The sequence below is a fragment of the Pseudoteredinibacter isoporae genome (assembly GCF_011602085.1).
Taxonomy (GTDB): domain Bacteria; phylum Pseudomonadota; class Gammaproteobacteria; order Pseudomonadales; family Cellvibrionaceae; genus Pseudoteredinibacter; species Pseudoteredinibacter isoporae.
The window spans coordinates 83,101-100,712 of sequence record NZ_JAAONY010000005.1 but is presented as its reverse complement, the minus strand read 5'-3'; the positions used below and the strand labels follow the sequence as shown (position 1 = coordinate 100,712).

At 50.2% G+C, this 17,612-nt stretch carries 12 protein-coding genes; 7 read left to right on the top strand and 5 right to left on the bottom strand.

The window, feature by feature from the left end; translation table 11 throughout:
* Positions 1-126 precede the first annotated feature (126 nt).
* The 3 genes from G8768_RS20435 (at position 127) to G8768_RS20425 (ending at position 6,816) form a co-directional block, all read left to right on the top strand.
* Entirely contained in the window at positions 127-2,106 is a 1,980-nt protein-coding gene (locus G8768_RS20435; protein WP_166843550.1) for a methyl-accepting chemotaxis protein, read from the top strand.
* 242 nt (positions 2,107-2,348) lie between these two features.
* A complete protein-coding gene (locus G8768_RS20430; protein ID WP_166843549.1) occupies positions 2,349-2,741 on the top strand; it encodes a hypothetical protein in 393 nt (130 codons plus the stop codon).
* 577 nt (positions 2,742-3,318) lie between these two features.
* Entirely contained in the window at positions 3,319-6,816 is a 3,498-nt protein-coding gene (locus tag G8768_RS20425; protein ID WP_167202811.1) for an autotransporter family protein, read from the top strand.
* 79 nt (positions 6,817-6,895) lie between these two features.
* On the opposite strand, the gene G8768_RS20420 is transcribed toward G8768_RS20425, so the two are convergent.
* On the bottom strand, positions 6,896-7,906 hold the full coding sequence (locus G8768_RS20420) for an aspartate carbamoyltransferase (protein ID WP_166843547.1): 1,011 nt from the start codon (positions 7,904-7,906) through the stop codon (positions 6,896-6,898).
* 332 nt (positions 7,907-8,238) lie between these two features.
* Here G8768_RS20420 and G8768_RS20415 point away from each other — a divergent pair, with 332 nt between their 5' ends.
* The gene (locus G8768_RS20415) at positions 8,239-9,141 is read left to right on the top strand and encodes a DUF2971 domain-containing protein (RefSeq protein WP_166843546.1); all 903 of its coding nucleotides are present in this window, start codon (positions 8,239-8,241) and stop codon (positions 9,139-9,141) included.
* Between the two features lie 29 nt (positions 9,142-9,170).
* Here the strand turns inward: G8768_RS20415 and sbcB are convergent, their stop codons facing one another.
* From sbcB to G8768_RS20400, 3 genes are all read right to left on the bottom strand, one after another.
* On the bottom strand, positions 9,171-10,607 hold the full coding sequence (gene sbcB, locus G8768_RS20410) for an exodeoxyribonuclease I (protein ID WP_166843545.1): 1,437 nt from the start codon (positions 10,605-10,607) through the stop codon (positions 9,171-9,173).
* Positions 10,604-11,026 (bottom strand): 4a-hydroxytetrahydrobiopterin dehydratase, encoded by a 423-nt coding sequence (locus tag G8768_RS20405; RefSeq protein ID WP_166843544.1) that lies wholly within the window; start codon positions 11,024-11,026, stop codon positions 10,604-10,606. The genes sbcB and G8768_RS20405 overlap by 4 nt, the downstream gene beginning before the upstream one ends.
* Positions 11,027-11,122: 96 nt before the next feature.
* Positions 11,123-11,680 carry a cytochrome b gene (locus G8768_RS20400; protein ID WP_166843543.1) on the bottom strand — a complete coding sequence of 186 codons (558 nt, stop codon included), beginning with the start codon at positions 11,678-11,680 and terminating at the stop codon, positions 11,123-11,125.
* A 278-nt stretch (positions 11,681-11,958) separates the two neighbouring features.
* On the opposite strand from G8768_RS20400, the gene creD reads away from it, so the two are divergent.
* Positions 11,959-13,368, top strand: coding sequence for a cell envelope integrity protein CreD (creD, locus tag G8768_RS20395; RefSeq protein ID WP_166843542.1), 1,410 nt, complete (start codon positions 11,959-11,961; stop codon positions 13,366-13,368).
* Positions 13,369-13,371: 3 nt separating this feature from the next.
* Here the strand turns inward: creD and G8768_RS20390 are convergent, their stop codons facing one another.
* A complete protein-coding gene (locus G8768_RS20390; RefSeq protein ID WP_166843541.1) occupies positions 13,372-15,804 on the bottom strand; it encodes a sensor domain-containing protein in 2,433 nt (810 codons plus the stop codon).
* A gap of 565 nt (positions 15,805-16,369) precedes the next feature.
* Between G8768_RS20390 and G8768_RS20385 the strand changes: the two genes are divergently transcribed.
* Together G8768_RS20385 and G8768_RS20380 are read left to right on the top strand one after the other, a co-directional pair.
* Entirely contained in the window at positions 16,370-16,732 is a 363-nt protein-coding gene (locus tag G8768_RS20385; protein WP_166843540.1) for a response regulator, read from the top strand.
* A gap of 15 nt (positions 16,733-16,747) precedes the next feature.
* Positions 16,748-17,605, top strand: a complete 858-nt coding sequence (locus G8768_RS20380; RefSeq protein WP_166843539.1) for a cyclic di-GMP-binding domain-containing protein, MshE-related — start codon at positions 16,748-16,750, stop codon at positions 17,603-17,605.
* Positions 17,606-17,612: the final 7 nt, after the last annotated feature.

The window sequence follows — 17,612 nt, the reverse complement described above, 5'->3', positions numbered from 1 at the left end:
TGATTTCTGTTTAAAAACTGGTGGCGCGAATTATATCATCACTCTAAATATATTATTTGAGCCGCCGATAATTTCTACAGACAGGATGTAACATTCTATTTTGCTGCCAAATTGGAGGGATTCATAATGGCGCTTTCCCGGCTTCCTATTGTTCACAAGCTTTTGTTGATGGCTGTGCCGCCCCTACTGTTTGCCCTGTACTTTATGGCGGTCAGTATTTTCGATAACCACTATCGGGCTGCAAGGATGGAAGCCTATCTTGAGCTCAGCATAGTATCCCTTCGAACTAACGCTCTGGTTCATGAGCTTCAAAAAGAACGAGGCGCCACCGCAATCTTTATGAGCAGCCAGGGCAATCGTTTTTCTGCCGAGCTTTCAGACCAAAGACGGGAAACCGACGCCAAAGTCAATGCCCTTAATGAAACCCTGGCCAGTTATACGGCACACAGCAATGAAGTCTCCGGTGCTATACAAAAGGTGAATGTGATAACCAGCGGCCTCGGCAATTTGCGTCAAAAGGTCGATGCATTGGATATTCCCGTGGGCACCGCCGTTGAAGAGTACACCAAAGGTAATTCCGTACTGTTATCTATTACCTCGCTTATTGTAAAAGACACCACCGACACGGAGGTATCCAAAGCCGCCTTGGCCTATGTCAATCTTTTGAACGCCAAGGAACGCGCCGGTCAGGAGCGCGCCGTCATCAGCCGGGCATTTTCGCAGGATGAAGTTTCCAGTGAATTGAAAGCCAATTATCTGTCTCTGGCAGTTCTCCAAAGCAAATACTTTGAGTTGGCGATGGAATACAGCACTGACGACGTCATGCAGAAAATATCCCAGCTGATGCATGACAGAATCAGTCCTGAGTTTAACCAGATGCGCAACGCCGCCTGGAACAAATACTCAGATTTTGGTGTAAAACCCGAGGATTGGTTTACGCACTCTACCACCCGAATAAATGCCCTTAAGGATGCCGGACAAATTCTGGAAACCTATTTTGAAGGCCTTCTGGTTCGAAAGGAAGCTGAAGCCTGGGGCACATTCAGAAACTTTATTATTCTCTCTGTCGTATCGGTGTTACTGTCCAGCTTGCTCAGTTGGTACTTTTTACGCTTGATCACACGTCAGTTACGCTCTATCTCCAGCGCCATGAACATTCTGCTCCGGGATTCCGATTTGAATGTCAAAGCGGATGTGTACTCGGAGGACGAGCTGGGCACTCTCGCCGACTCTTTTAATACCACAGTGCAGCACCTCAAAGGTTTGGTGCAGGATATGAAGAGCGCCGATCGCTCACTTCAGGAATCGGTGGAAACTCTGGACAAGGAGTCCGCCAGCGTAAACCATCAGGTGAACGAAGGCGTACAACAATCGGAAATGGCTTCTGAAGCCATGAAGGAAATGGGACACACGGTAAGAGAAGTGGCGGAGAACTGTTCCAATGCGGCCGTCCAATCCAAACAGGCCTCGGATTATGCCGAGCTGGGCAATCAGTCCATTACCCAGGTCCGCACCGAAATGGAAAATCTCGGCAAAGATCTGGACAAAACCAATACCATTATTCAAGAACTGGCCGTAAGCAGCGAAGAGATCGGCAGCATTCTGGATGTGATTGAAGGCATTGCCGAGCAAACTAATCTATTGGCCCTCAATGCCGCTATCGAAGCATCACGTGCCGGTGACGCTGGGCGAGGCTTCTCCGTGGTTGCGGAAGAAGTGCGCTCACTGGCATCCAAAACACAGGAGTCCACCGGACAGATTCAGCGCAATATTGAGCAAATTCAGGAAGGCAGTCGCGGCGCGGTTTCTGCCATTGGCAGCAGCCTTGAACGCGCAGAGAGCACCGACAGCAGCCTGGAAAGCACCCTCGACAGCATTACCAATATTATTCGCCAGATTGCTCACGTGAACGATTTAAACATTCAGGTCGCTACTGCCACTGAAGAACAGTCGTCGACCAGTGAAGAAGTGAATCGCAGCGTTCAGATTATTCGCGACCGGTATATGGAAACCACCGATAGCGCCGGCCGCGTACGTCAGGCAAGTGGCGAGGTGAATAATGTTTCCCAGCGTATCACCGAAAGTGTGAATCGTTTTAAACTGTAGCCGATATGAAATACCCCGGGCTTCTTCGCGCTGGAGTGTAAGCAAGCCCGGGCGTCTCTACGCCGTCCTTGTATATGGCAATTACTGTGTTTGGCAATACGAAAGCCGTCATTTCTGGAGCCACCCCCACGCCCAGCCCTTCCACCTCAGCCTTTTACGACTTATAGTTTCCCAAGTTGAGCGAATGCAATCTCGTGCATCCCGCTGGACAATTAAGAAAACAAACATTGGGAGGGCTCAAAATGTTAGCGAAAAGTATCATCTTGTGGACATTAAGCCTTGGCCTACTCGCCTGCAGTGAAATCCATTCTCAACAGCCCCCGAAAGAGAACACACAACAGCCCTTGAGCACCCTCGCCGCCAGCATTAAGGATAAGCAAAGCTGTCTGGCCCAGGGGGGCACATGGAAGAAATCCGGTCTGGCACAACGCGATAACTGCGTCCTCAATGCCTCTGATGCCGGCAAGGCCTGCCAGGATAGATCAGAGTGTGAAGTTGCCTGCGTGGCCAAGGACAAACGCAACATCGTGCCCGGCAAGAAAATCGAGGGGCAGTGCATGGCCACCACCGAGCAATTTGGATGCAACGCCTATCTTGAAAATGGACAAACCCGCGGCATTCTCTGTATTGATTAACCAGATGGCTGCACGGCACGAAAGCCCCTTCGATATTAACTCTGGCAATATCAGGTATTCCCACGACGGGGATACCCAATCTCATGCTTTTGTGGGCTTAGCCATTAAACGCCCGGTGTCGGGAGCCCGTAAGACAGTTTCTTTATTAGTAGATACACCACTTATGAGAAAAAAATCGAAAGAATAATGTCAAATTTTATAGTCCTGTCACATTTTTCCACTTGGAAATCTTCAATATTATTTATACAAACCATTCGCTCACTAGAACTAGTAATTCCCAAGGCAATTTCCCAGTCTTAATTTTATTTATTACCTCTCCATTCTTACCAGAACTAGTAGTGCCACAAGCCTGTACCCACGTTAGATAATTAGCCCACGCTAATTCGACAACAAAAGCAAAAGCATTAAGCGTCATTCCGCCCTTGGTAACAATTTGTAATCGTCAGAACACCGGGCTCGGGATTATCGTTCACAACATCAAAAAGACATCACATATCAAGGACTGTTTATTATGTGCTCGCAGGGGTTTTCAATTCGCAGGTGTTTTTATTTGCCTGTTGTATTTTTATTAGGGTTAATGAGTTCGACCGCCTTAGCCGAAATTTACCAAACGGACAGTGTGACCATCACAGGTGGAAACAACAAGGTTATTGGTTCTACCATGACGATGAACGTTCAAGTTTCAGCGTCTCCTGGTGGTAATTCACCAAGTCAGGTGCCCGTCAATATCAATACCACTGGCACTGGCAACGTGTTTTGGACATCGGGCGGAAACTGCACGCCAAATTCGACCCCTCCGACAACCGACTTTATGTGTAACGCTCCCACGGTCGGAACCCCCATCAACTACACCTTTACGTCGACTGAAATTGATGCCGCTGGCAACTACAACTCGACGGTTAATATCACAGGGCCCAACTGTACAACCGGTTGTACAGGGAGCACGACCTTCAGTATTTACGAGCCTACCCTCTCTATTGCTCTGGCGGGTGGTGGCAGTACGGTTACCGAAGGCGATTCAGGCAACATGAGTGTTGATGTTGAATTCACGCTCAGCGAGCTTCCCCAGGGGACATTTGCCAATAGTATTTATGAAGTGCAGCTTGTCAGTGCGTTCGGAACCAATGCGGCGGCGACACAGCCAGCTGACTTTACGACCTTGAGTACTTTGCCCTATCTAACCTGGAATTCCAGCAGCGGGTCGACCACACAAACCGCGACTTTTTTAATTACAGGGGACACCGTTGCTGAAGCCACAGAGTCAATTTATATCGGCCCTGGTGACTTTCAGGGTATCGCCTTCACCGGCACACCCCCACGATTTGAATTGGTCATCAATGATAATGACGGCCCCAGTACTCCGACGGTGAGTGTGAATGCCAACAGCAGCATCTCTGAAAGCGGAGGCCCGCTGGTTGCCACAGTGAGCATCGATGTTCTGCCCCCCAGCGTCACCAGCGTAAACATTAACTCTGCCCCGGGCAGCACGAACCCGGCCAGCACCGATGATTTTGAACAGAAATCAGTAACCATTACCTTTGACGGTCCCGGTGCAATTGCCGGCCCAGGCTATACCGTTATTAATCCCACAACGGTGCAAGTTAACTTTGGCGTGTTTGATGATTCCATTACGGAGCCAAACGAAGTCTTTGATGTTTTTCTGGACCAGCAAAGCGGCTTGATTATCAGCAGCACTAATGCCTTTCAGAACGTGACCATTATTGATGATGATACCGTGGCCACTCCGCCGGTTATCAGCGCCAGTCCGCAACGAAGTTTCAGCGAGGATTCCGGCCAGGCTGTGATCACCTTCACCCGCAACGGTGGCCTCGATGATCCCATCAGCTTTGATTTCGCCACCATCGACAGCAGCCCACTCATCAAATCGGCCGCTACCAGTGGCGGCACGGCTACCGCCGGGGCCGACTACAGCAGCACCAGCACAACGGTCAGTTGGTCCGCAGGCGAAGGCGGAACCAAGACCGTTAACATTCCGATTATTAATGACAATCTGTTTGAAGGCGATGAAACCTTCCGCGCACAAGCCAGCAATCTGAGCAGTGGCGCCAGTTTTGATTTTGACCCAACGCTGGTGTTAACCATTGTGGAAGACGATGTCGAGCCCGGCGGCGACATTAATTTCAGCGCAGCGAGCTACGACGTTAATGAAAACGCCGGCACCGCAACCATCACTGCAACACGCAGCGGTGGAAGCAATGGTGCGGTCAGTGTCAGCTATGCCACCAGTGACGATACCGCTACCGCAGGCAGTGACTACAGCGCCAGAGCGGGCACCTTGAGCTGGGCGGCCGGAGACAACAGCGACAAAACCTTCACCGTCCCCATTACGCCGGACATTATCAGTGAGCCCAATGAAACCGTCTTACTTGAATTGTCCAACCCTAGCGGCAGTGCCACATTGGGCAGCCTCGCCAATTCAGTGCTCAACATTATCAATGTTGATGAAGCCGGCGCACCGAGCATCAGCAAAGAGGACATCAGCGTAACGGATTTTGACGGCGATGGTCTCGTTGATGTCGTGCTTGATGCAACCGGAAAGATCGTCAGCGACAACCCCATCAATGATGTCAGCTGGATAAAAGATGGCGAGCCCATCGCCAGCGGCATGGTTACCAGCGCAAAGTTGCCCGTGGGTACGCATCCACTTCGCGTCATCGCCACTGACAACACTGGCAAAAGAGCTGGCGTAGATTTTATTGCCGAAGTTAAAGAACTGGACCCGGAAAGTACTCGTATGTTGAGCGACACACCCGGGCTGAACGGCGAACAGGGAACCGTTGCGGGCGCACTGGATGATCTCTGTCCTCGTCTGTCGGAATTCGGACAACAAAACGGTTTAACTACGGGCCAGGCCAACCTTCGCACTCGTTGTGAACAATTGCGTGATCCGGATTTGAACGACGAAGATATTGTTGATGCCCTGGATCAAATTGCCGGTGAAGAAGCGGAAGCCATTATTATCACCGCCGCGCGCTTTACCAATATGCACCACACCAATCTGCGCAATCGTTTTACCCAATTGCGTCGTGGCAGCAGTGCGATTATCGACGTCAGCGGTTTGAACATGCGCTTTGATGGTGGCAGTTTGAATGGCCATATGTTTGCCTCGGTGGGGCGTGAGCTGCTCGGCGGTGCTGCGAGTGCGGACGACGATCCTGAAATCTACCGCGACTCTCGCCTGGGACTGTTTGTGAACGGTAATATTTCTTACGGTGAGCGTGACCCAACCCAGAATAACAGTGGGTTTAAGCTGGATATCGAAGGCATTACCGCCGGTATGGATTATCGCTTCACGGATAAGTTTATCGGCGGAATCGCCATCGGTTATTCGAGCAGTGATCTGGATTACGCCAACGACGGCGGCGTTCTGGAAGGTTCGAGCACCTTTTATTCGGCCTACACCTCGTTCTACAGTGATAAGAACTACTATGTCGACAGCAGCATCACCTATGCCGATTCGGAATTTGATGTCACTCGCCACATTAAATATAAAGACATGTCCGGCATCGTGGACCTGCGTCGGGGCGGCAGCACCAATGGTGAACAGCTGTTGGCCACTCTGGACTTTGGTTGGGACTACACCAGCGGGCCATGGACGTTCGGCCCCAACGGCAGCCTGAGCTACAGCGATACCAGTATCGATGGCTACGCCGAACAGGGTGATTCCGGGCTGGAGTTGCAATACAGCGGGCAGGACAATATCACCAGCACTGTCGGCCTGGGCTTCCACGGCTCTCGCGTATTCCTGATGAATTGGGGCGTGCTGATTGCCAACATCAACGGTAATTACTATCGTGAGTTTAAAAATCAGAACGGCGTTATCCGCGCAAGCTTTGTGCACGATCCTTTCCGCCTGGACAGCAGTAATCCTACTCAGGAAATGCTGATCATCTCGGATATTCCAGATCGAAACTATTTCAGCCTGGGCCTGGGGTTAGCCGCACAATTCAAGTACGGCTTGTCTGGCTTTATCGATTACCAATCGCTGTTGGCTGCGGACGATATCCGCTCGCGAGAACTGGCCTTTGGCTTACGATACGAAGCCAAATTCTAAACTCCAACGACGGACACAAAAAAGCCAGCATTACGCTGGCTTTTTTGTGTCTTAATTTTCACATTCACTTTCAGAAAGCTTAGCCCCGGCGGTGATACCAATTCACCGGACGAGCATGTTTGTCTACCTGATCGGCCACATCCAGTACCAGCGCAAACAACGCCATCCGCACCAGCACGCCATTATCGGCCTGTCTGAAAATGGCCAGATTAGGGTTCTGATTCAGGTCATTATCCAGCTCATTGGCACTCTCGCGGGAATCTCTGGGCAGCGGGTGCATGATGACTGTATTGGGCTTACAGAACTGGGTATAAACCGCCTGATTCAAGCGAAAACGCCCACGATACAGATCAGCTTCTTCCTGGCTGGAAAAACGCTCTTCCTGAATGCGAGTGGCGTAGGCAATATCCTGATCACCCAGGCTGGCCGCAAGATCATCGGAAACTACCACCGCGTGCCCCGCCGCACGCAGCTGGTCGACAATCCCTTCCGGCATCGCCAGCTCAGGCGGAGAAACCATGGTCAACTGCACATTGCTAAACAGCATCAACAACTTACACAGCGAGTGCACAGTACGACCGTGCTTGAGATCACCGATCATGGCGATACGCAGGCCATCAATACTGCGCTGTTTGGCAGCTAATTCCTTTTTAATGGTGTAGAGATCAAGCAATGCCTGGCTGGGGTGCTCATTGGGACCATCCCCGCCATTGATCACTGGCACTCGGCTCGCAGCGGCAAATTCACCCACTGAACCGGCTTCAGGATGGCGCATACAGATCACATCGCTGTAGCCCGACAAGACCCGAGCGGTATCGTACAGGGATTCCCCCTTGGCAATCGCCGAAGACTCGAAGCCCGTGGTTTCGCGCACCTCTCCCCCAAGCAGGTTAAAAGCACAACCAAAGCTCACCCGGGTGCGGGTACTGGGCTCAAAGAACATATTACCGAGAATCGCGCCTTCCAGAACCCGAGTCACCTTCTGCCTGAGGGCATAGGGTTCCATCTGGTCGGCAACGGCGAATACACGCTCGATATCCTCGCGCTGAAACTGACCGATAGAAACGATATTGGCGCCTTTGAAATCCACAAAACCTCCTAAAATAGCGGGACAAGCCGCCCTGCTGGGGATGCATCCGCGAGGTGCAGGCGGCTTTCAGAAACGGGCGTATTGTAGCCTGTTGCAGCCCGCATCAACAGCATCCTATGTCTACGGGCCTGTGACCGCACAACCCAAAGCAAGCGGGACTCCATAGTCTAATGTTTTCGCTAAAGGCTTGTTTTATATGACCGATATACCTTACACGGCTTTAAAATTCGACAAACGTAGCCTACATTTATAGTGAAACTGCCCAAATTGCGGGCGGTTCCAGGAGCGATAATCCAACAGGCTGCCTGGCAGCATCGTTGAAAGGAACCATAGTGGCTTTGAACCAAGACAATCTCATCAAATTTTGCAGTGCAGGCTGCGCTGGGAGAATATTAAACAATCAGGAATTGCGATGGAGTGCTCCCAACCTGTTTGATGATACGTTTGAGCTGAAACAAAGTTCCATGCTCACCTTCACCCATGGCGAACTGTTAAAGGCCACCATTCAAATGGCCTCTTCCATGATCTTCGCCAAAGACGACCCCAGAGGCACATCACCGCTCGCTAAAGCCATCCGCCGCTGGCGAGACGAAGAGCGTTTTGACAACCCGGAAGAAGCCGAAGAAGTGCTCAGCGAACTGCTGGTGCAAATGGTCGACCTGCGCTACAACGACGTACAAAATATTATTCAGGACTGGCGGGAATACGCACGCTCGGTCCGCATCTGCTGCTTCAGCGCCAAACCCGAGAACATGAGCGCCTGGGAACATTACGCCGCCGCCCACACCGGGGCCGCATTAAAGTTTCGAGGCAGCGATCATGACGACAGTGATTTCAACTATCCGGAAAAAGTGAACTACAAAGGCGTCTGCCCCGAGATCACAACACTGAAGCAACAACTCAACTGCATCGTGACGGCGAACATTAACGATCACAAAGATGAGTTCCGCAGCAAGCTGCTGCACAAGGCTCCCCACCAAAAAGACATTCAGGAATGGCGTTGCTTCCGCTATCAGGAAACTTCAAAAGACAGTGATCCGAAAAGCTGGTTTGAAGACGTGCACTTTGAAACCGAGGATCTGGCGGCCGTGTACCTTGGCGCCTACATGGATGAAAAAGCCAAGGATGTTTTGCTGCGCCTGATTCAAAGCCGTTACCGCCGCACTCGCGTGTTTCAAGCCAAAGTTATCACCGGCAAGTTTGAATTGGAATTCGAACGCGTCGCTACCAGCTAGAATTGTGCCCCCACGGATACCCTGTTGACTCAGGCCAGCAAGGTATCTGCATAGGCTTCCAGCTCATCTAACAAATGTAACTGCTGTTCGTTCAAGCCCGGCTGTTCACGCCACCAGGCGATGCGCTCGAAATAATCTTCCAGTGTGATAGAGCCTCCAGCTTCCGGTTCAGTGAGACGAGCAAAACGAAACGCTTCCCACTCTTCGGTTTCTTCTGCACTCAAGCTGGCAGGAAAATGTCGGGCACGATAACGAAACAATAAAGCTTGAAGGCGCGCATCCTGAAACTGCAATGCACTGCTCGCCAATTGATTGACATCGGCTTCGCGCACCTGAGCCATCACGGTTTTGTCGCCATCCCCGAAAAAGCCGTCGTATAACATGCGCTCCGGGTCCGTTTGCGCTTCAAAATTATTGTGCTCGTAAACGGTTTGCAAATTCGATAGCAAACCGCCCTGCTGTATGACCTGATTAATTTGCGCCCAGTGTTTTCGACACTGCGCCAAATCAATCTGCAATCGCTCTTCCTGAGCCTCTTTAATCACACCCGGAGTGACCAGCATTGGACTTTTGTTCAAATGCACCAACTTCAAAGGAATACGTTCAACGCCTTCGGGCAACTCCGCACTCGGCGTATACAAACGCTGAATAATTTCGTCGGCGGATAAACTTAACAGTGGCTCTGGATCAACCATCAAGTCATAACAGATCACGGCGTTTTTATTTTTCGGGTGCATACTCAGGGGCATCACCAAAGCCGAGCAGTAACGTTCCGCCGGGAACATGGAAGAAATGTGCAGCAAAGGTTTTCGGCTTTGTAAATCGATCTGCTCCATCGCTTTGCGCTTGTCACGCAACGAATAGGCGTACTCGTACAAAGCCCCTTGTTTTTCTTTCAACAGTTTTGCCAAAGCGATGGTGGCATATACATCGGACAAAGCATCATGAGCTGCTTCGTGAGCCAAACCATTCGCCGCCGACAAATGTTCCAGCTTAAAACTGGGCTTACCGTCTTCATGCAGCGGCCACTCAATGCCTTCGGGACGAAGTGCGCAACACAGGCGTACGACGTCGATCAAATCCCAACGTGAATTTCCGTTTTTCCACTCCCGCTCATAGGGATCATAAAAGTTACGATAAAAACCATTGCGACTGACTTCATCATCAAAACGAATGCTGTTGTAGCCCACACCACAGGTTCCCGGAGCCGCCAACTCAGTCGCGATAGCGGCCATAAATTCCGGTTCAGACAAACCCTCGGCCAGGGCTTTTTGGGGACTGATGCCGGTAATCATGCAGGCATCGGGTTTGGGAAGCGTGTCTCTGGCGGGCTTGCAGTAGACCATCAGGGGCTCACCCACAATGTTCAAATCTTCATCGGTGCGGATACCTGCAAACTGACTGGGCTTATCCAGGCTGGGCACTTCACCCCAGGTTTCATAATCGTGCCAGTAAAGGGTGTTCAAGACGTACTCCTGTGACTCAAGGCATTAAACAGCTCATCGCTGTATTTTGCCATGTCCAGGTCGTTTCTGTGTATGCCTTTCACAAAATGCGTGCTCCAGCGCAACTCTACCCGCCGATAAGCCAGCTTGATTTCCGGGTGATGATCGACCGCTTCAGCGGCGGCTGCAACGCAATGCACAAAGCTCACCCCCGCCAGGTAGCGATCAAAAGCGTAACTGCGCACAATCTCCAACGGCTCTCCCGCAGTCGCCAGCAATTGCCAGCCAGTGGCACTCAAACCCCGTTCGAGAAGTTGGGATTCGACGAGGTCTGGCGCGATTGCCTGTTCATCGGATTGATAGGGCTTGAGAACCGGTAACGGCAGGGTTTCAGCGGGAAACAGAAAAGCGTCGTGAGCAGGCATTTGACGATCAGACATGGCATCACCTTTTACACAGAAAAGACATCACACAAAAAGCAAAGCCAGGGGCAAAGGCCCGGAAAGCGTTCCGAGCCTTAAAGGAAAGGGCCTCGTTTAGATAGATTTACCCAGCATACGGCGCAGGGTGCCATCTTTATCAATAATGTGATGTTTCAAAGCGCCGATCACGTGCAGTGCAATCGCAACCAGTAAAATATCACCGCCCCAGCCATGCAGGGAATGCCCCAAGCCGGCCAGAAATTCGTTGATAGGCACAACTTCATCGGGATTAGAAGGGTTCAGGTTCTCGGCCAGCAACTCCAGACCGAACACTGAAATACCGTGCCCACCCATGCCAGACATTAACATACCGGATATTGGCAGCAATAACGTTCCAATGATCAGCAGATAGTGAACAATCTTGGACATCAGATGCTCAATTGCCGTGTAGTCACCCGCCGCTGTGGGCCAGCCATTGCGAATGCGGTGCACAATACGCGGTATCACCACCAGAAGAATAAGAACACCCAGCGATTTGTGGATATCGTAGAGGGAGTAAACTTCGTATTCCTCCATATAAATACCCACGGCCAACAGGCCGATCATCATTAGGCCCACAATCCAATGGAGGGCCACCGTCATGGAACTGAGTTTACTTGCGGTATCAGGCATGGTTACTTCTCTTGTTATAAATAGTTCTGGCTGTAGGCCGAAGGACATGAATCATCGAACCGCGCATTATAAGGCAGTCAATGTAGCGCAAATGTGACTTGAAGATGTCTTCAGCTCAGCCTCATAACGCTTCGTCTCAATGGATACTATGTCGAGCGACCCAATCACTGCCATATTTGATCATAATTTTGGCTCAGCGACGTCATATTTTCTTATTATTTTGTAGCCTCCAAACGCAAATACGCCCAAAGCGCGTCGCATTAATACAAGGAGGCAGCATGCTTAAATCCCCTAGCTTTAAGCTCGTACTGGTGTTTTTTCTCAGTTTGATTCTATTGATTCCCATTCTCATGGTGCAAAGCAAAATCGAGGATCGGGCTGATAGCCAGAGAGAAGCACAATACGCCGTGAGCCAGCACTGGACCGGCGAGCAATGGCTTGGCAACGCCATCATTGCAATCCCCTATCAATCCGCAAGTGTTACCCAGAACGGCGGACGCAAGCTCTACAAGCAATGGAAGCTGTTGATACCCGAAACCATCGACGCCACAGGCGAGATCATTGCCGAAAACCGCAAAAAAGGTATCTATGAGATCCCCATTTACCGAGTGAACATACAGCAACAGGGCCGTTTCAAACGGACCGCCTTGCAGGAAGCGCTGGACACGCTGGCAGCGGACCCTCAAGTTGAGCATATCGGTAAGCCCTTTATCACCCTTGGCATTGCCGATATGCGCGGTCTGGAAAAGCAGACACTGAAGATTAACGGGAAGAATCATCTGTTTCAGGCCGGTAGCGAACTGCCTGCTCTGCCCCAGGGCTTGCATCTGCCACTGCCCGCCGACATCAATACCGCAAACCCGGAATCACCCGATATTCAGTTCCGTGTTGAGTTAGGTTTGAAGGGCATGAGCAACTTTTACTTTCTGCCCATGGCCAAGCAAAGTACGTTGGCTTTGGATTCCAACTGGCCACATCCCAAATACTCCGGCGCCCAATTGCCCGCAAAACATGACACCACCGACAGTGGCTTTTCCGCACACTGGAAGAGCAATCACTATGCGTTGAATGGCGTCAGTCAAATCGAAGAGTGCCTGAAATACAGCAACTGCCATGTGCTCGACAATAAAAATCACTTTATGCTCGGCGTCGACTTGATCAATCCGGTGGATATTTATTTGAAAACCGAACGCGCACTGAAGTACGCCTTCCTGTTGATTGGGTTGAGCTTTATGGTTTTCTTTATCGTCGAGCATATTCGCGCTCTGGCCATGCACCCGATTCAATACGGTTTTGCCGGCCTCGCCATCGCGACTTTTTATTTACTGCTGCTGGCACTGTCCGAGCATCTTGGTTTTGCCCTGTCGTACTTGATTGCCGTGATTGCCTGTTCGATACTCCTGTACAGCTATCTGCACATCGTACTGAAGAATCAACGGCTGGCCGGGGGCTTTGTTGGTGGACTGATCGTCTTGTGGACACTGCTGTATATCATTATCCAGGCCGAAGACTTCGCCTTATTGATGGGCAGTTTGCTGGTGTTCGGATTGCTTTCCATCCTGATGGTGGGAACCCGATCCATTGATTGGTATGCCCTTGGCGGTGACAAAAAGTTACTCGACAGGAAGCCCAGTAATAAAACCATCAACGAACAACAGGCACCCAAGAACCCGGAAGATAATCGATAAGATCTAATCCTGCCAAAACGACCAGGGTTTCTGTATATAGTCTTGCAGAGACCCTGGCTTCGCAAAATAGTAACCCTGCAATTGTTCACAACCGAGTTCACCCAGCAATTGATACTGACCTTCGGTTTCCACACCTTCGGCAACCACTTCAATATTCAGGCTTTTCGCCATGGAAATAATAGCAGACACAATCGCAAGGTCATCCTGATTATCCGGCAGCTGGGCTATAAAACTTCGATCGATCTTCAGAATATCGATCGGTAACTTGTTCAGATAACTCAATGAAGAGTAACCGGTACCAAAATCATCAATCGCAATTCGGAAACCCATCTTTTTTAAGGCATTGAACAAGCGCAAACTCGATTCCACATTATCCATCACCACGCTTTCGGTAATTTCAAACTCGATCCAGGAAGGGTCCACCTCATAATGGGAAACAATAAGTGCGATATCACTCAACAGATTTTTGTCATGCAACTGTTTGGCAGAAAGGTTTACCGCAACGGATAAGCTTGAAGTATGCGCCGCACGCCAATCGACAATAAATTCCATGGCTTTGGTCAGCACCTGTCTGCCGAGATCCAGAATTTGTCCGGTTTCCTCCGCCAGGGCGATAAATTCATCAGGCGGAATCAAACCCAGCTTTGAGTGACGCCAACGCGCCAGCGCCTCAACGGAAAAAGCGCGACTGTCTCGCAGGTTCAGTTTGGGCTGCACATCCAGGAACAGTTCTTTTCCTTTCAACGCCTTGCTCAAATCCGAGGTCATCTGCAATCGACGACGCAACATATGCCCGACATTATCACTGTAGTGCTCAAAGCCATCTTTGCCATTGGCCTTGGCTTCATACATTGCCTGATCCGCTTTTTTGATTAGCTCCAAGGGTTCCAGGCCATCGCGCGGACAACAGGTAATGCCGACACTCGCACTGATACTGACACTGATTTCGGCAAACTCTTTGTGCAAACGCAAACAGTGAATGATCTTTCGAGCAAGAAGCTCGGCATCCTGATCTTTTGAAAAATCACAGACAACGGCAAATTCATCGCCGCCCAGTCGAGACACAAAGGCATCATCAGGCACGCAATGGCGCAACTGCTCGGCAACCTCGTACAGCAACTCATCACCCGCACTGTGGCCCTGACTGTCATTGATCTGTTTAAAGCCATCCAGATCAATGTATAAGAGATAAAGACTGGAGGAATCGGTAAAAGTCTGAGCGGTTCTTTTCGCCAGTTCCCTCAGCAAAGAGGTGCGATTTGGCAATCGCGTCAATTGGTCGTAGTGAGCCAGAAAATCCAACTGGGCTTCATTGAGTTTCAACTTGGAGATGTCAGTGACCGTGACAATATAGCCATCTTCTCGCCCGTCGCTGCTTTGAATCGTCGCCACCGAGACCATCACCGGAATGTCAGGCGCATTCTTGATAAACAGTTCTGACTCGCCCCGCCAAGCCCCCTCTTCATTGACCACCCGCCTGACTTCCCTGGACAAATCCACTTCGGCATACTGTGGCACCAAACTTAAAATCGATTTTCCAATTAACTGTTCCTGTGTGCAGGCACAGAGCTTCTCAATCACCGGATTGGCAGAAATAATGTTCAGATCGGCATCCGTTGCCAGAATGCCGTCATTGGCATTTTCAAAAATGGTTTGAGAAAGCTGCAACTGACGTCGGCGCTCATGCTCTTTGCTGATATCCTGGGTTGTCCCCAGCATCCGGACCATCTCACCTTGAGCGTTGTAAAACGCTTCGCCGTTTTGACGAACATAGCACAGAGAACCATCTATACGGCGAGCCCGATGTTCAAAGGCAAATGCGGTTTGTTCGCGTGTTGCAGAAGAAATATAGTGTCTGAAATGCGCTTCGTCTTCAGGAAGCACCATCTCGTAAATGGCCTGAATACCCTCGATTTTGTAGTTCTGGGGCAGGCCAAAAATATTGTAGATTTCCGCAGACCAGGTCACGGTGTCTTCAAGGATATTCCAATCCCAGGTACCAATTTTGGCAATGGCCTGGGAACGCCGGAGTCGTTCTTCGTTTTCACGAAGCAAAGTCTGTTGTTCGGCTTCTTGAGCGAGCTTGGTCAATCGGCAGCGAATCACTGCCGCAACACAGCGTTCGCCATGCCAGCTCAATGGTGCCAGCTCAATATCCACAGGCACCTGTCGTCCACCTTTGGCCAGCGCAAAAAGCTCCTGGGCATTTCCCATAGGGCGTAGCGTGGGTTCTTTCGCATAATCTACGCGATGACTTTGGTGAATTTCTCGCAGGGAGGCAGGCAGCAATATTTCGACCTTGTGGCCTATCAGTTCTTCAGGGCGATACCCCAGAAGGTTGCGCACCTGCCCATTGCACCACAGGATTTCTCCCTGGTGATTACAGACAATCAGACTATCCGGTATGGCATCCAGCAGAGCCGGGTCAGCAATCATCAATCCTTCCTCGATCGCCCTTCAACAGATCCATCGGCGCACACAGGCGCGGGACTGGTGGCTCCAATTGGCTGTTAACCGCAGATATCAGCAGCCAGAGCCCGGTATTTTCGTAACAACTCATATACGAACAGTTCAGCATAAATATTGAAAGCTTCGACGAGACTCAAATTAGCGCAAGCTTCATTAGCCTCACTCAATATAGGGTTAATTATTCATAGCCCCGTCCATTAATCAAGCTGATTGACTTTAAATTTAGCTTTTAGGCTCAGTAATTCAAGCTTTCCTGATGGAGAAACCCCATTCTATTGCTTAGTAAACTTTGACAAAGAACCCGCTTAAGTCAGCTGAGTCATCGACAAATTGCTCAAGCAACTAACAGCCATTAATCAGGAAAGTTGTCGAGGCAAGCCCGAAATCAGTGCGTTTCCCCTGTTTCGTCCCTGAAAGCAAAGTCCCTGAGGAGCAAACCAGGGAATGACTCCTATACTCATTCTTGAAAATAAAAAAATTATATTTCCGCAAGCAATGTCTTGCTGCCAGCGTTAATAAAGGAAGTTTTATTATGACGAACAATAGGGTGCTTATTTGTGATGACTCGCGTTCCATACGCTTAATCACTAAACGTTTACTGCAAGACAATGGTTATCAAGTTGTCGGTGAAGCCAGCAATGGGCAGGAAGCAACCGAAGCGTTTATTCACCACAAACCTGATCTGGTATTGCTCGATTTGGTGATGCCCGAAACCGATGGCCAAACCGCCTTGCGACAAATCGTTGAACATAACCCCTCCGCAAAAGTGGTCATTTTAAGTTCTCTGGGTTCCGAATCCGATGTTGAAGAATGTCTGCGCAGCGGTGCGTCTTCTTATATCCAAAAGCCGTTTGAAGAAGACATTTTACTCAGCACTCTAAACGAGCTGCAGTAGCACAGGGAGAATAAAATGGCGACGAAATTCTTTGGTCAATATTTATTGGAACACCGACACATCAACAAGCATCAGCTGTTGGAAGCGCTTGCGTTTCAAAGAGCCAACAATCCGATCCTCGGAGAGCTTGCCGTTGAACATGGATTTTTAAATAGCGAACAGGCTCGGAAAATCAATCAACGGCAACAAGCGGAAGACGCCCGCTTTGGTGACATTGCCGTAGCCATGAAACTGATTACAGTAGAGCAACTGCAACAGCTCATCAGCCTGCAAAAGCAAGGCAGAAAATTCTTTGGCGAAATTCTGGTAGAACTCGGGCACCTGAGTCAGCAACAGCTTGATGAGCAATTGGACATTCACAGCAATGAACAAGCGGCAGCCCAGGCGCAAATTCAGTCCGCTATAAAAAAACACGGAAACACTTACAATATTAATGCACTGGCAGGCATTCTGTGTCGTTTGAGCCAGCGTTCGCTTGCGACCACGGCTCATTTTCAAGGCCTGAGCACACTGCAAGAGAGTACACCGACCGACAGCGATCTCTATCTGAGCAGCATCACCATAGAAAGCGTACGCGACTTGACCATCAGCATTGCCTGCAGCAAAGAAGCCATGACCGAAATCGCCTGCCGTTTGATTAAAATTCCCGCCGATGAGGTTGATGAAGAATTGGCCTGGGATGCCTCAGGTGAATTCCTGAATCTTGTGGCCGGTTATTTTGCGAAAGAAACCATTCCCGACGACTGCAGCTACAAAGCTCGACCACCCGTATTCAGTAACGACCTTGGTTCACTGGAAACCATTTACGAAAACGTCACCTACCTGAGAATCGACACAGATATTGGCAGCCTGATTGTCTGCCTGAGTTCCTGAGCAGGAA

Coding starts and splice junctions, on each gene's coding strand:
- G8768_RS20390 (WP_166843541.1), bottom strand. CDS start 15,804: ATGATTGCTGACCCGGCTCTGCTGGATGCCATACCGGATAGTCTGATT.
- G8768_RS20400 (WP_166843543.1), bottom strand. CDS start 11,680: ATGCCTGATACCGCAAGTAAACTCAGTTCCATGACGGTGGCCCTCCAT.
- G8768_RS20430 (WP_166843549.1), top strand. CDS start 2,349: ATGTTAGCGAAAAGTATCATCTTGTGGACATTAAGCCTTGGCCTACTC.
- creD (WP_166843542.1), top strand. CDS start 11,959: ATGCTTAAATCCCCTAGCTTTAAGCTCGTACTGGTGTTTTTTCTCAGT.
- G8768_RS20385 (WP_166843540.1), top strand. CDS start 16,370: ATGACGAACAATAGGGTGCTTATTTGTGATGACTCGCGTTCCATACGC.
- G8768_RS20405 (WP_166843544.1), bottom strand. CDS start 11,026: ATGTCTGATCGTCAAATGCCTGCTCACGACGCTTTTCTGTTTCCCGCT.
- G8768_RS20425 (WP_167202811.1), top strand. CDS start 3,319: ATGAGTTCGACCGCCTTAGCCGAAATTTACCAAACGGACAGTGTGACC.
- G8768_RS20380 (WP_166843539.1), top strand. CDS start 16,748: ATGGCGACGAAATTCTTTGGTCAATATTTATTGGAACACCGACACATC.
- G8768_RS20435 (WP_166843550.1), top strand. CDS start 127: ATGGCGCTTTCCCGGCTTCCTATTGTTCACAAGCTTTTGTTGATGGCT.